This is a genomic window from Microbulbifer maximicatervae (SeqCode), assembly GCF_052467325.1.
The window spans coordinates 2,842,168-2,857,564 of record NZ_CP174310.1; the positions used below are offsets into that span (position 1 = coordinate 2,842,168).

General features: G+C 47.2%; 12 protein-coding genes. 8 read left to right on the forward strand and 4 right to left on the reverse strand.

Annotated elements, in window-relative coordinates; genetic code table 11:
• Window positions 1-81: 81 nt before the first annotated feature.
• From ACJJIE_RS12795 to ACJJIE_RS12810, 4 genes are all read left to right on the forward strand, one after another.
• A complete protein-coding gene (locus ACJJIE_RS12795) occupies window positions 82-1,440 on the forward strand; it encodes a hypothetical protein (protein WP_282931393.1) in 1,359 nt (452 codons plus the stop codon).
• 128 nt (window positions 1,441-1,568) lie between these two features.
• The gene (locus ACJJIE_RS12800) at window positions 1,569-1,733 is read left to right on the forward strand and encodes a hypothetical protein (RefSeq protein ID WP_282931392.1); all 165 of its coding nucleotides are present in this window, start codon (window positions 1,569-1,571) and stop codon (window positions 1,731-1,733) included.
• Between the two features lie 278 nt (window positions 1,734-2,011).
• Window positions 2,012-3,235 carry a hypothetical protein gene (locus ACJJIE_RS12805; RefSeq protein WP_444891942.1) on the forward strand — a complete coding sequence of 408 codons (1,224 nt, stop codon included), beginning with the start codon at window positions 2,012-2,014 and terminating at the stop codon, window positions 3,233-3,235.
• 395 nt (window positions 3,236-3,630) lie between these two features.
• Window positions 3,631-4,446: a NosD domain-containing protein gene (locus tag ACJJIE_RS12810; protein WP_282931390.1), complete on the forward strand. Its 816-nt coding sequence runs from the start codon at window positions 3,631-3,633 to the stop codon at window positions 4,444-4,446.
• A gap of 147 nt (window positions 4,447-4,593) precedes the next feature.
• Here ACJJIE_RS12810 and ACJJIE_RS12815 read toward each other — a convergent pair whose 3' ends face one another.
• Window positions 4,594-7,029: a glycoside hydrolase family 19 protein gene (locus tag ACJJIE_RS12815; RefSeq protein WP_444891943.1), complete on the reverse strand. Its 2,436-nt coding sequence runs from the start codon at window positions 7,027-7,029 to the stop codon at window positions 4,594-4,596.
• A gap of 847 nt (window positions 7,030-7,876) precedes the next feature.
• Between ACJJIE_RS12815 and ACJJIE_RS12820 the strand changes: the two genes are divergently transcribed.
• A complete protein-coding gene (locus ACJJIE_RS12820) occupies window positions 7,877-8,830 on the forward strand; it encodes a hypothetical protein (RefSeq protein WP_444891944.1) in 954 nt (317 codons plus the stop codon).
• A 376-nt stretch (window positions 8,831-9,206) separates the two neighbouring features.
• Here ACJJIE_RS12820 and ACJJIE_RS12825 read toward each other — a convergent pair whose 3' ends face one another.
• Together ACJJIE_RS12825 and ACJJIE_RS12830 are read right to left on the reverse strand one after the other, a co-directional pair.
• Entirely contained in the window at window positions 9,207-9,713 is a 507-nt protein-coding gene (locus tag ACJJIE_RS12825; protein WP_444891945.1) for a hypothetical protein, read from the reverse strand.
• 282 nt (window positions 9,714-9,995) lie between these two features.
• Window positions 9,996-11,507: an MFS transporter gene (locus ACJJIE_RS12830; RefSeq protein ID WP_444891946.1), complete on the reverse strand. Its 1,512-nt coding sequence runs from the start codon at window positions 11,505-11,507 to the stop codon at window positions 9,996-9,998.
• A gap of 22 nt (window positions 11,508-11,529) precedes the next feature.
• On the opposite strand from ACJJIE_RS12830, the gene ACJJIE_RS12835 reads away from it, so the two are divergent.
• Window positions 11,530-11,964 (forward strand): helix-turn-helix domain-containing protein, encoded by a 435-nt coding sequence (locus ACJJIE_RS12835; protein WP_282931385.1) that lies wholly within the window; start codon window positions 11,530-11,532, stop codon window positions 11,962-11,964.
• A gap of 20 nt (window positions 11,965-11,984) precedes the next feature.
• Here ACJJIE_RS12835 and cueO read toward each other — a convergent pair whose 3' ends face one another.
• Window positions 11,985-13,556 (reverse strand): multicopper oxidase CueO, encoded by a 1,572-nt coding sequence (gene cueO / locus ACJJIE_RS12840; RefSeq protein ID WP_444891947.1) that lies wholly within the window; start codon window positions 13,554-13,556, stop codon window positions 11,985-11,987.
• A 236-nt stretch (window positions 13,557-13,792) separates the two neighbouring features.
• Here cueO and ACJJIE_RS12845 point away from each other — a divergent pair, with 236 nt between their 5' ends.
• Both ACJJIE_RS12845 and ACJJIE_RS12850 read left to right on the forward strand, forming a co-directional pair.
• A complete protein-coding gene (locus tag ACJJIE_RS12845) occupies window positions 13,793-14,527 on the forward strand; it encodes a tetratricopeptide repeat protein (protein ID WP_444891948.1) in 735 nt (244 codons plus the stop codon).
• Window positions 14,528-14,539: 12 nt separating this feature from the next.
• A complete protein-coding gene (locus ACJJIE_RS12850) occupies window positions 14,540-15,073 on the forward strand; it encodes an endonuclease V (RefSeq protein WP_444894767.1) in 534 nt (177 codons plus the stop codon).
• Window positions 15,074-15,397 lie beyond the last annotated feature (324 nt).

Sequence of the window (15,397 nt, forward strand, 5' to 3'; positions counted from 1 at the left end):
AAACACTCTGCCTTTATATGGATGTTAAAGGCAGAGTATATGCTTACCACCCAAAGTCCAAATTGGTAAAGGAGTTATCCAATGAAGACCTATTCCCTTATAGCCACGGCCTTATCCTTTATGATCAGTGGGATTTCCTATGCGGAAAATACTGTCATCCAGAACCAGATGGGTACAGATAATAACGCGACAGCTGATCAAAGTGATCCGACCGTATTTGATAACCTTATTGTGCAAACACAAATTGGTGATAACAACGACGCTGATGCCAGTCAAACTAATGGCAATGTCAGCGGCGCCATTTATCAAACACAGCAGGGGGATAATAATAGTGTCACCTCGACACAAGATGCCACAACCAGCACTACGGCATCAGCACTCCAGGTCGGGGATAACAATATCGTTTTAACCAGTCAGGAAACCGCTTCAAACGGTAGCAGTGAAATCCTCCAGAATGGTGACACTAACTTTGCCAGCTCTGAACAAACCTCCTCAGATTCTGATTCTATTTCAATCAGCCAGTATGGCGATCAAAACCTGGCTACTAGTACTCAGGACACGAGTTCCAGCAATATTGTAGTCATTACCCAATCCGGTGACTTAAATATTTCAACTACATTGCAAAACACAGCAAGCTCTGGTAACAGCGCTACCACAATTCAATTCGGGCAACAAAATGCTGCTGGGATATCTCACCTTAACTCCTTTACCAATTCAGACTTGATAAGTCAGGTTGGTGATTTCAACAATGCCTCAATTAACAGAAACACCTCAAGTTCCGATAGTGCTATCGTAGTACAGTCCGGAGACTCCAATTTTGCCAGTGCTACTAGTTTTGATACTGCAGACAATACATTATCCATCTACCAATATGGGGATAATCAATCAGCGGTTGCCACACAAAGTAGTGCTTTTGAAAGTAACATTTATATTAGCCAAAGTGATGACAATAATATGGCTTTGGCAACACAATCAGGAGCCAGTGACAACATTGAAATTTATCAGTCAGGCTCATCCAATATGGCTACAGCCTTACAGGCGTCGACTGACAATAGCTCCAATATTATTTCCCAGGACGGTACACAAAACGATGCTACTGTCACACAAAGCGGTTCATCGGATACATCCTCTGTTGAACAAATTGGAAATATGAATATGGTTTCAGCTAGCCAATCAGCATTCAGTGGCTCATTGGATATCACCCAGGAAGGTGATGAGAACGAAATTACCTCAACACAGGATGGAGATATGGAGACAGCAACCATGCTGCAGGCAGGTAACTTGAATTTGATTGAGTTGGCCCAGAGCGGCATGCAAAACACTGCAACATTATCTCAAGACGGTAGCAGTAACTACATATCGGTTACGCAAACTGGCTTTAATGATGCTATCAGTGTTACCCAACTTGGAGACGGCAATAGCGCTACATTTATACAGTAGACTGATAGAGACTTTCGTTAAGGTGCCCTTTGGGCATCTTAACCTACTCAATATGCAAAAGTTAATGAGCACATCGCCTAAACATCACCATATACTGTCATAGAGATTTTGTAGTCAAGGAGTACCTTATGAAAATCTCTTCCTTCCTTACCGATTCCCTGGCGCTGACCATCAGCAGTGCTGCTATCGCCGAGAATAATTTTGTTACTTCACAGCAAGGTAGGGCCTTTCTGAGCACCGCTGTAACACAAAATGGCAGTACCATGAGGCAGACAATACCCATACGGATCTGAGAAATTTGATGATATTAATCCAGATTGGCTGCTGTCATTCTGAAGAAATTTCACAAAGTGTATGTAAACCAAACTTCATTTACGTTACAAATTGGTAATGCCAACTTTGCCAGTGTGCAGCAATAGTTATATCCAAAACTCACAGGATTAGGCTCTGTATGCAGTATCGTTCATCGGCAGAGCCTCAAGTGGATATCAGTGGTCAATTCGATTTACAAGGAGGAAGCAGTAACTGAACGGACAATGATTTAGGGATTTTTAGTTTAAAGGAGTAACTTATGAAAATCTCACCACTTATCTTTAGCTCACTTGCGTTGGCAATCAGCAGTGTGGTTTTTGCCGAAAACAATTTTGTAATCCAAAACCAAACTGGCATAGGCAATACCGCGACAGCCAATAATGCAGACTCTGATGTTAACAACAGCTTAATAGTACAAACTCAAATTGGAGTCAACAACAGCGAGGATGCCCTCCAAATTGATGGAACCAGTGAAAGCACCATCGTGCAAAGCCAGATCGGTGTCGCCAATGACAGTGAGACTGCCCAGGAAAATACCAGTAATGGGCATATCAACACTTCTCAGACAGGGGATAGTAACAGCGCTAATGCTGGCCAGGGAAGCTCATCAGACGGATCGATTATCGTCAATCAAATCGGCGTATCGAATACCGCTACCTCCCAACAGGTTGTGACCTCTTCAATCTCATCACTCACCACTCAAGTGGGAGAACAAAACTCTGCGGAAATTTACCAGGAGAATATAAGTTCTGCTAGTGGCACACTTCAACAATTTGGAGTATCAAATACGGGGAATATTCTGCAACTGCTAAGGTCTGGTAGCACTGGAACTCTGCTTCAGGTCGGATCATTAAATACAGGCCGTATTGACCAAATCGACAGCGACACCGCTCAAGGGTCTATTACCCAAATTGGAGGTAATAACTATGCGAAGATTTCTCAGCTGGATGCCAATTCTGATAGTGCAGAAGTATTACAAACTGGCACTCAGAACTCCGCTGAAACTACCCAGACTATTAGTAACTCTAATAGTGTATTTATTGCCCAGCTAGGAACCTTAAATACAGCGACTACTAACCAGAATCTATCTGAAGATGGCTCCCTAATCATTACCCAAGGCGGTTCAGGAAATAGTGTTGAGGCCGACCAAAATACACTGATTAGTAGTGGTGAGATTGCTCAGCTCGGAAGCCAAAATGCAGTGGATACTGATCAGTTAGGGCTTGATGTACACTTGCTGGTTACACAGATCGGAACAGCTAATACCGTCAGCCTACAGCAGGATGGCACTATTCTCAGTGCAGATGTTGCCCAAATTGGCAATTCCAATGAAGCAGTGATCTCACAAAGTGGCCTGAATAATTCCCTCACACTCCTACAAATTGGCGAAGGGCATTACAAGGAGATATCACAATCTGGTGAAGGTCATTCCTCTTTCACGATCCAAATCGGCAGCGCCAACTTTGCCCAGGTCACACAGTAGGAGTAAACCGGCACCCCTATTTTTAAGTAGCTCTTAAATATGTTGTAACACCATGCCGCCAATATCCTTTGTGATATCCGGCGGCATTATAGTTTATTAGCCCCATCGTATATTTCCGCCTTATACACAAGGCGCAAGCACAATACCACAGAATAAAAAGAGTAATCTGTACGTATAAAAACAGCCGATCCAGGAAGTTCTTAGCCGCTAATTATTCCTCCCTGTTTGGCTGGAATCTATGCAAACATCAATAACATGCACCCATTTCCCACGCCTGATCTCCGTCACCTATTACCTCACACACCAATCAATCATATCTATATTTTTCTCAGAAGATCCGTTCAAAGGATCTCTTTTAAGCGCTTCCTTAAAGCAACTGACAGAGAAGAAACCCTATGCAGGCAGGAAAATATTTCCCATTCATTTTTGCACCCGTGCTTTTACCAGCCCTATCTTTTGCCGACGTTCAGTGCGGCGATACCATTACCACCGCTGAAATAATGACTGAAGACATATTATTCTGCACTGCCACACCGCCAATCACCATATCCGGTCCCAGCGGCAATCTGGATATGAACGGGTTTACCGTGCACTGTGCCGAACTTCCCGTGCTGAATACTGGCATCATTTTGTCTGGCCAGGGGGCTTTTCTCTCAAACGGGACTATTGAAAATTGTTATACCGGCGTCAGCGCAGAGGACTCGGGATTTCATGGAATTTACAATATCCTAGCGCAAACTAACGAAATAGGTATTTCCCTAACCAGCAATAACAACTTTGTTAGCAGTTCTACAATTTCTTTAAATACCGAAATGGGTATCTCTTCCGATGGGGATTTTAACAGCATACTTTCAAATGAAATTGTAGGTAACTGGAGGGACTCTATTGTTATCCAAGGGGACTATGCTCTCGTTTCACAAAACACCATAGAGCCTGTAGCTGAAGGGGTAAACACAGGAGAGAATGGTATCGTTATCGGCAGTTCGTCCGGGGGTATTATTACGCAAAATACCGTTTTAAATATTATTTTTAGCGGCATATTGATGCAGGAATTTGCGCAAACCAATTACCTTATTACTGGCAACAGAGTTGATGCGGGCGGCTTTGGCCTTGGCTTCGACCTTAATGATGCCAATGCCGATGCCTGTACATCTTCCAATACATGGATCTCCAACACTTTTACAACGGCTAACCCCAACTGCCTGGATTAAAATTTTGTCTAACAGGAATGTATATGCCTGTAGATAGGTTTAGAGAAAGATAACACCGAAGGAAAGGTAATAAAAAAGTGACCTGGCTGCGGGGGGGAACCAGGTCACTGAAAGGGTTTGAGTGGGGGCTATTTAGCCCCGTGGTTTTTAGTCTTGGTAATCGACGGTCATATCAAAGTTTCCTTCAACACACTTGGCATAATCGCCCTCATTCAGTGCTGAGTAGGCAGTCTGGTAATTCACCAACTGACATGCGTAGCTCTCATTATTTGGGGTATCCGCAGACCATCCCCAATCTTTATCCCAGTAAATATCCAGGGAGGCTGCACCGCCAGTCTGGAATTGCCCCATATTGGCACAACCGAGTTCTTCATCTGCAGGAATTTCTACACCGAAGTATTCCGCTGTGCTCTGGTAGTACTCGATCCGATACTGTGAGCGGTAGTCTTCAGTACCTGAACTACATTCGATCGCACCGTTAATAATATTGGTGGTAACACCGAATCCTGCAGTCAGGTTATTGGCCAGATCCACACTATTCGGTTCCCAGGTGCCATCAATTACATGCAATATGCTTGGCTTGGGTGGCTGTGGGTAGACGAAGAAGAAGATGGAACTGGCCAGGTTCAACCAGGTATCCGCGACTAACTCCGGCGCTTCCAGCAGGGTGTAAATATCGCCATACATCGCCTGGGAGAAAGGGCCGTAGTTATAGTTCCAGCTCAATTGCTTGGCACCGCGACCGAAGTAGCTCTTATAGCCACCGTCATCATTGATCGCACAGGGCCATGCTTCCGCTGCCCAGCTGCTGCTGGCATCACAGGCGCCGTAGCCACCGGAAGTATCTTCAGTCCAGCCAATTTCCCGCAACCAGTACAGACCCTGGCGCCATTCCGGCACTTCCCAACCTGTTGCGTGGGCACCGGTTTCCTGGGCGTAGTGTGCAAACATTACCGCCATCGACTTGCGACAGATCGCCTCGGCATCGCGGCCATCGGTATAGTCACCACAGAAAGCTGGGAACTTGGCTACGGCACGGAGGAAATTGGTGTAGGTGTACTCTTCCGCTCTGAGGGCGAAAAGGTAATCCCAGTCTTCTTCAGACAGGATGCTCTCAACGCGGAGGACATTTTCAGGGTTTGCACTGCGGCCAGGTTGTACCGCCTCAACCACGGCGTTGTCCCGGGTTTCGACAGTATCCTTTACTTCCTGAAGCAAGGAATCACTGCTGGTAATCGACTCTTCTGCAGCTTCCAGTTCGCTGATGCCCATCACATAGCCATCGGCTGCGGCACAGCCATCCTGGCTAATGGAGACCTCGTCCACATCACTGGCTTGAGTGGAGTCAGAAGCTGTCAGCTGGAAGGTGTAGGTTACATCGCTGTATATCTCAGACAGGGTCACTGAGGTAGCGCTGCCGGTATAGTTGGTCATCTTTACAACCGGGCCACTGGTTTGGCTCCAGATGTAAGAGATATCGCTGCCGCCGGTGCTGCCAGAGCCATCCAGATTAACCGTTCCACTACAGCCTACATTGATACTTGAGGCCGAGATATTTGCGGTTACTGAGCTTTCAGAACCATCGGTATTATCATCATCCTCGTCTTCATCGGTATCGTCCACCGCGAGGTTTTGCACGGTTACCTGTGCTTCTTCAGTAGTGTCACCATCACTGACGATCAAGCTAAAGACATAGCTCACATCAAAGGTGCTTGAAGGTAGGGTAACAGTGGTGGATCCGCTGGTCGCAGAGGCAATATCTGCTTCAGGAGAGGCCGGGGATAATTGGGCCCAGCTGTAAGATAAATTGCCCTCGCCACCGGAGGCACTGGCATCAAGTATTACAGTGCCACCACCGGTAATTTGTGACTGCGACACTGAAGCACTTATCGTAATGGGAGTGCTGTCAGAATTATCGTTGCCATCGCCACTGTTGTCGTTATCGTCGTTATCACTGCCGCCATCATTGCCACCGGTGCCGGTGTCATCATCGGAGCCACCGTCACTGGAGCAACCATCCGCTTCCTTAAGAAGCCAAGGGGAACCCCAGGTATTTTCAGCCGTTAATGCATCGGTGGGGTGGTCGTCACTATTAGCCCACCACTGGGCAACAAATAGGTCACCGTCGTAACAAACTTCTTCGCCTTTGCGATAGTTTTGACCAGAAATATAAGTATCGGAGTCATCAGAGCCACCAGTGCCACCACCACTGCCGGAACCTGCATCATCATTGTTACCAGAATCCGTATCACCGTTATTTCCGGTATCAGTATCATCATCAGAATCGGTGCCATCACCATCACCGGAATTGGAGTCATCGCCACCACTGGTATCGCACGCACCTGACTCTTCCAAAATCCAGGGGGAGTCCCATCGGTTTTCTGCTGTCAGGGCATCCGAGGGAACTTGAGAAGCTGTTGCCCACCATTGAGCTTTATATAAGTTTCCCCCGTAGCAAACCTGGCTGCCACCGGTATAACTCTGCCCCGCAACGTAGTCGTCGGCGGGTTGTGCCGCACTCAAACCTTGAGCGCCCAGCATCAGCGCCGATGCTATGGCTGTGCGAATAAAAATATGACTCATAGAATCTCCAATTGTCGTTTTTAGGGTTCTATTTAAAGTTTTACGCGATGAGGCAAATACCTAACTGCCAGGTATTATTTGCAAAAATAGAGATCAAGAGCTTGTGTGAATAACGTATAACGGAAGGCATTAATAAATAGAGCAGGCATTCTTGGCATGAATATTTATACACTGCCAGGACGCTCTAAATTGAAAGGAACCCACTTCCCTTCCCCGTTTTTATTTACTCAACTGGGTGCAACTGCCCCTGCACCTTTTAGTAATTATCACAAACACTTACTTTATTTCTGTACGCTGTTCAAATAGCCCCATACGTACTCAGCAGTTTCGATAAATAGCAAACGGAATGGTTCCAGATTTAAACAGAATATTTCGTGACCACATCGACACAGGTCACGTGCGCCAGTGAGCAAATGTCTAAATTCAAGATCAAAGGCACGTAAAAAGCAGAAATTATAGGTTTTTAAATCTACATAAAACCATGAAATAGAAAAATTTTACCAATAACAATACAGGGTCAAAATGTAAGGATAATTACCTAGCCAACAGACACCGATAGAAAATCTCATGACACTTTACATCGTCCAAGTGAGAAAAAGTTCCCAATCTCACCAGGAATCACAACGGATAAATACAGTTTTTCACAATTCCTACATCTTTCGTCAGTGACTTTTCTCTCAAAATAAAAGTACTTCTGGCCCATAGTATTTCCCTTACTCCATGGCGACACTTTAGATCGGCAATATCAGCAGTAATAAGCCGCAAATGACAGTCATTTATCCTTTGGCTAGCACCCCGTGCCCCAAACAGGAAAGAGTTCAGATTAGTTCAACAAAGGGAGATCTTTGTGAAGCCTTACCCTATCCTTTTTTTATCCACAATTCTGTTATTAGGTACTATTAGCCACGCGGACACAAGTATTACCACTGTAGAGCAATACGGCGATGGCAATCTGGCAACAGCAGAGCAAGCTGACTCAACCATTGAAAATAACTTAATAGAACAAATGCAAACGGGTAGTTCCAACTCTGCCGAAGCGATGCAATCTTTGAATTCATCCTTGGGCTACATACTTCAAATGCAAACTGGAGACAGTAACAGCGCCATCGCCAGTCAAGAAGAAAGCACTTCAACTACGGTGCAAATTGTGCAATTGGGTGATAATCAGACCGCACTCAGTACCCAGATACTTACCACTACGACTAATGGGGAAATCTATCAGGAGGGGCTATTGAATGACGGTGAACTCTTCCAAAGTGACTCCACTGGCAATACAGGCTACTTGTTCCAATCTGGACAAAGTAATATGGGGTTTGTTCGCGCCACGAGTGGTGATTTCCACTCAGGCTCACTTCTCCAAACAGGAACGCTGAATGATGGTGTCCTAATTCAATTACGCGGTACCTTCTATACCTCTACCGTGACACAAAACGGAACAGGAAATGAGGCGACCAGCTTGCAGAACTTTGGCGAGTCCCTTACTAATGAAGTTACCCAATTAGGTGATGGCAACAATGCCACTCTCTGGCAAATATTCAATGAAAACAGCTACGCCCAAACAAGTCAGATCGGGTCAGACAATATCATTTCCTCTCGACAAGAAGGTGAACTCATGAGCATCACCACCACACAGGAAGGTATGTTTAATGAGGCTATTGCATTTCAGGAGGGCACTTCGAGTTTCGCCTTATCTCAACAAAATGGGCTGGATAATTTTATTGATATTTCACAGAGTGAAGTCAATGGAAATATCTCAGCCAGTCAAGTGGGCAATGGCAATATTGGGATGATATCCCAATAATAGAGATTACGATTTTTAATCGAAAGTTTTGATTGAACTGGGCTTAGGGAGCCTCTGAATAACTCCGTGATACCTCTGGCTTGCAGAGCGGTTCACAATCAAGGCGCGGCTTTGCAGGAATGTCTAGACCTTTCAAGAAGTCGCAACGCGGAGTGTGAATCGCTCTGCAAGCCCCGAAGGGCGGGCCTTGAAGGCCACAGCTGCTGCGTTGCAGCTCTTACAAAGGACTAGAGCCATTCGCGGCGAGCTACGCCTAACATCTGCAGCCTTCAAGACCCGCAGAGGCATTACGGCGTTATTCAGAGGCTCTTTAGGAAACGTCCAATCGATAATTGCCCGTTAGCAACTGGCCAGCGGGCAATTGTTAAACTCTTGCTTAAGATGCAAACACCCTAAGACGTCCCTCACGCTTCTCCTCGCTAAAGTCACAGCTGGTCAATCTAAACATCAACACATACTCGGAAAGGCAACGAGTATCGTGAATATCTCCTGGTAAGAACACACTACAGTCACCAGGCTTCATTTGATAACAGCCCCGGCTCACCAGTTGTTCACCGTCGTCTTGATTGAGCAAACCATAGGTAGACATCTCCACTTCACCATGTTGCACCGCGTAAAATACCCAGCCATTGCCATGATTATGTGGTGGACGATAGAGCCCACGAGGCTCCACATGAGCCAGTAAGATAAAACCCTTATCTTCGTCACGGTATAACTCTACACTGGGTTCTTGGCGACTGTGTAGATCAGCCAACCATGCTTCATCAGAATTTGATGACGCCAATTTTCCCAGGGCCTCTCGACATCTCACAATCGATGAAGTATCAAGTCCCTGCCAATTCGCTTTAAGTGCTTCAACACACTGTCTCAAAGAATCCGTCACTGATTGGTCCTCCTAAAGCTCTCTCGATATCTTGTTGAAAATTACTGCGAATCCACAAACTCAAGATACAACTTGAAGCCAGCTTTAAGTCAACCAGATCTGTGCCTGAATTTTTAGCTATTGAGGTAGTGGGTGAAGTGTAAAAGCGCTGGACTGGAAAATAGGAATAAATCAGGGATTAGAGATGGGTATTAATAGCTCCAGCAGCTATTAATACCCGCGAGTGCTCACTAAAACGAAGCACTCGCTAATGGGTTTACTTTATAGCTCTGGAGGTAATCTTTATTTTTGCGCTTTGGAAGCAAGCTTGCTGGCAAGAATAGACACCACCTGTATTGTTAATGCGGTTAACAAGAACACTGATGCCAGGCGATAAACGGCATTGAGACCATCCGCTATCTGCGAAGGGGTCATGTCTTGCAGGGGCTGGCTGGGTACAAGCCCTACAAAAATCACACTCATCACTGAAGCTCCGGTCAATAAACCCAATCCTCGTGAAAGGCTGAGAAACCCGGAAATACGCCCACGAACTTCGGCCCGGGCGCTATTCATGGTCATGGTATTAACTGTCGACAGGTAGGTTCCGTAACCCATTGCCATAGTGACGGAAAAAATCAGATAGCCTACCAAGCCCTGCTCCACCCTGAGCAGCCCCATTCCCATGGCTCCACAAAGCAAAATTAACAGACCCAGTAATACGATACCTCGACTATTGAATCGATCCACGGCTCGACCGGCAAGATTTGAACAAGCAGCCACCATAAATGATCCGGTTGTCATCACCAGCCCTGCGATAAAAAGGTCCAGATCCAGTGCCAGGGTCAAATAAAAAGGCCCTACAATCAGGCTACTCATTACCGATGAAGCCACCAAAAAGTTTCCGGCCACATTCGCCAAGAATGTCTGCTTTCCAGAAGATTCCGTAAATCCTTCACGCAAGGGTTGTACTTTCTGCCTAACGTAAAACAACCCCACACCAAATATCACCGATAGAGCGATAGCAATTCCATTAACTGCGGAATATCCTTCTCCCAATGGCTTAATCGCCAGGGTATAAAAAACAATGTTAAAGAACAGGAATGCTGCGGCCAGGTAGCGTTTGAGTCGACTTCTGCCATCAACAACTTCGCCGACTATGTTTTCCGGTAGAGTTCGATATGCCAGAAAAAACACCCCCAATCCCACCGGCACTACCAACCAAAAGATAGCCTGCCAATTCAGGTTTTCGACAATCAAGCCGCCCACAATAGGACCCATACCAGTCCCAACCGCAGACAGGCTGCCCAGTAATCCAATTATCTTTCCCGTTTCACTTTTATCGAAAACGTCGCTGGCAATAGCCATAGACACAGCCACGAACATCGCCGCACCGACCCCTTGTATTGCGCGGAAAAAAACCAGAGTCCAAACATTAAAAGACAGCGCGCAAAGTAATGTCGATAAGGTGAATATCAATCCGCCACTTAGAAACAATTTCCTGCGACCCAGCTTGTCACTGAGGCTTCCGGCAATAGGCAGGGTCGCAGTCATACACATCATGTAGGCCACGGTAATCCACTGAGTATTACTGAAGGAAGCCCCCAAGCTTTCGATTAATACAGGCAGCGCCATATTAATTGCACTGACTCCCAAGGCTGCGAGCAAGGTCGCCAAACACAAGGTGACCAGGACTCCTCTTTTGGAAACCTGAGCAGCCTCTTGGGAAATTGGGTCTTCGGAATAACTTTTCGCGGTGTGCATAAGCTGAACTTTGACTTGCCAGTAATGACGCGTGAAACTAGCATACAACTTCAAGTGAGCTTGAGGTCAATAAGCGATGAATAACAGGGAAGAACTGGATATACGCGAAGTCTCCAAACTGTCGGGACTCCCCTCTTCCACACTTCGGTATTATGAGGAAAAAGGCCTGATAAAGTCATGTGGTCGTCGGGGAATTACCCGGATTTTTAAAGCCACAGTGATAGAACAGTTGTCCCTTATCTCCCTTGGCCGCTACGCCGGTTTTTCCCTGGATGAAATTGGCGAGATGTTTTCCTCTAATGGCAACCCCGCTATCGACAGGGAGCAGCTCCTCGCCAGGGCCGACGATCTGGAAAAGAATATCCGCCGACTCGAAGCTATGCGCGATGGGCTACGCCATGTGGCCAACTGTCCCGAGGTCAATCAGCTGGAGTGCCCCAACTTCCAAAACCTGATCAGGAAAGCTACCAAGTTACAGCATAAGGAAGACAGGAAACAGAAGCGACGCTGACAGAATAGCAGCGAATAAAGTCAGGAGACACTAAACTCTGTCATCATTCCCGAGTCCTCGTGCTCCAAAACATGGCAGTGCGCCATATAGGGCATATCCGGCATCGCCGGCAGCGGGAAACGAACAAATATTTCCGCTTTGCCGCCATCGGATATGGGCATCGTATCTTTCCAGCCACGCATATAGAGTGGCGGTTCTGCATTATTGTATTTCGTGACTCGAAACTGGCAGCCATGGATATGTACCGGGTGTAGCATTCGGTCCTGTCCTTCAGAGATCTCCCAGCGCAAGTCCTTATTCATCGCAACCTTAAACCCGGGCTCGGTAAATGCGAAGGAAACCCCATTAATCGCATTCGCAGTTAATTGCTCTTTTAACGGCAATGCCGGCCCCTCAGTAATTAGCTTCAATACTTTGGCCACCACATCGGGGTTGGTCGTACCGGCGGCAACCATCTGCGGCAGCCCCGTTGCACCGATCACAGCTTGCGCCTGCTTCTGTCGATTCATTTGCATCACCAGCTTCTGACTGATTGGTGGCAGGTTTTGGGGAATTGTCGGCAGGGATACCAGGCGCTCCGGCAATTTTCCTTTCCCCTCAGATGTTCCAGGCACCACACTGAGAAAACTGTGGGCCTGATCAAATGGCGGCAGGCGCATTATTGGCTGGGGCACTGGCAGTGTTTGGAAGTCGAAAGGCTTGCCATCGCGGGTGTCGATCATTACTTCGTAGCGCTCTCCCGCAGCAATAGGCAGTACATCCACTTTCACTGGTTCCGAGAGAAAACCGCCATCGCTGGCGATCACGTAGAGTGGTCGCTTGTCACTGGTGGCAAGCCGATAGTTGCGTCCGTTGGAGCCGTCCAAAATACGAAAGCGCACCCAGCCTTTAGGTGGCCTGACCACCGGATTAATAACGCCATTAACCAGAAGTCGATCCCCACAATAGCCCGCCGCAACCGTCACTTCGTTAAAGCGATGGAAGAACTGACCATCATCGGTAAAGCGGCGATCCTGAATCACTAACGGAATGTCATCCACACCCCACTGCGAAGGTATCGGTAGTGCATCGCCTTCTTCATCGTCGATAATAATCAGTCCCGCCAAGCCTTTGAGTACCAACTCGGCGGTTGTCGGGTAGAGGTGGGGATGAAACCACAGGGTTGCGGCGGGCTGGATTATGTTCCAATCTACGGTCCAGGTTTCTCCAGGCTTCAATGGCATATAGGGGCCACCATCGGCATTGCCGGGTACGATCAGTCCATGCCAATGCGCAGTTACATTTTGCGGCAGATGATTGACCACGCTGACGGTTACTTTCTCGCCCTTGCGCACCCGTATCGCCGGACCTAAAAACGGACCATTGAACCCATAAGTACGCGTAGTCACCCCCGGTAGGAAAGACTGCTTGCCCGGGCGCGCTGCCAATTTAATCCGGCCTTGCCTATCTGCACGCAACTCCGGGGGAATCGGTAAAGCCTGACGGCGACCCTTCTGTGCCTGGGTAGCTTTGGAAGTCGACACCCCTGTTAGTAAGGCCGCCCCCAATGCGCCAGTGGTAAAACAAAATTCCCGTCGCGACAATTGAGCCATTGGCTCACCTCCCTATGCGCCATAGCTCCAAGTGTCTAAGGCACTGGTCATTTTTATCCCCAGAAATCTTAGACGGCTTATTCCAATGGCCCAGTAGTATATTGCGACAACTGTGCACTCAATACAGAGTGGTACCCCGGTGCACAACTCCGTGATCCACAGCTCTTGTGTTCTAAGCGGACTCGGTTAACCTTGCCCACGAAGAGTTAGTAGCGAAAATAAGAAGAGTAATCCCTATGCCGTTTCTTATTCTATCCATCCTTATTCAGGCAGCTTTTGTAATTCACGTGCTCAAAACCGGGCGCAACACCACTTGGATTTGGGTTCTGGTGATGCTGCCCATGGCCGGAGTTATTGCTTACCTGGTCCTGGAAATCCTGCCGGAATTAAACCAGTCACGCAGTGCCAAAAATGCGCGCAGGACGGTGCGGGAAACACTAAATCCCAATCGGGATATCCATCAGGCTGCACAAGAGTTGTCCCGTTCCAATAATGTGGAAAACTCTATGCGCATGGCCGATGAATGCGTGAAACACGGCCTTTATCACGAGGCAAAAACTCTCTATGAAAAGTGCCTCCAGGGGGTTCATCAGGATGACCCTGAGCTGATGTTTGGGTTGGCACGCTGCCAGTTTTCTCTCAATCTGTTTGAACCGACCAAAGAGACACTGGATCAATTAATCGAAAAGAACCCCGATTATAAAAATCAGGATGCCCACTTACTTTACGCTCGTACACTAGCGGCATTGAAGCAAGTAAAAGAGGCCTACCACGAGTATGAAACGCTGTACCAATACTACAGCGGACCAGAAGCGACTTTTTACTTTGCCTTATTCTTGAAAGATCAATCCCAGGCGGAAAAGGCCAATGTCTTGTTCAATGAAATCCTTGATAAATCCAAAACACTGGGCAAGCACTACAAAGCAACTCATAAGCAGCTGTTAAAGCAGGCAAAACTGGAAGTATCCTGAACCAATCGCAACATTCGACTCAAAAGTAAAAAGGCTCCCAATATGATTTTGGCGGTAGATGTAGATTACCGGGACCCCGGAGCAATGGTAGCCGGGGTCGGCTTTGACGATTGGTCAGTTCCTGAGCCCGAGCAACTATATTTCAGTGAAATAGAGAGTACCTTGGCCTATGAGCCCGGTGCTTTCTACAAGCGAGAGCTCCCCTGTATCCTCACCCTAATCGAAGAACACGGGATAGAGGCAGAACTGATTGTTATCGATGGTTATGTATTTCTCGGAGGGGAACAAAAACCGGGCCTGGGTGCCCATCTCTACTCTGCTCTCCAGCAGGAAGTTCCCATCATCGGTGTCGCCAAGAAACCGTTTAAGGGCACCCCTGTTGAGGCGGAGCTGCTGCGGGGAAAAAGTGTAAAACCGCTGTATATCAGCAGCCTCGGTCTCCCTTTGCTGGAAGCCAAAAATTTGGTAAAAAAGATGCATGGAGACCACCGTATCCCCACTTTATTAAAACGCGTGGACCGCGAGTGTCGAAAGTCCCCACGATAATTCCCGAGAGAATGAAAGGCAGTTATCGCCGCCATTTCCCAGTCACATCCCTGGGACTTTCTTCCTACATTTTCAATACTTATTTCTCATATCCTACCCCTTCGATGCCAGCAATAATTTTTCTATTCGGCGGGAAATAGCTACTGAAAGTAAAAGCTCCCTGGCATCCGTTTACCCCATAGGGATAATCTGGCGCTTAGAAAGACGGCTAAAAGTAGCTAAGATCCCATACTGATGTATTCGGCTCGTAGTTTTTGATGTCCACTTGTGAAGTGCGAGTGGACGATATTCATTAGCAGCCCCGAATGGGCTCCTTAGAAGTTT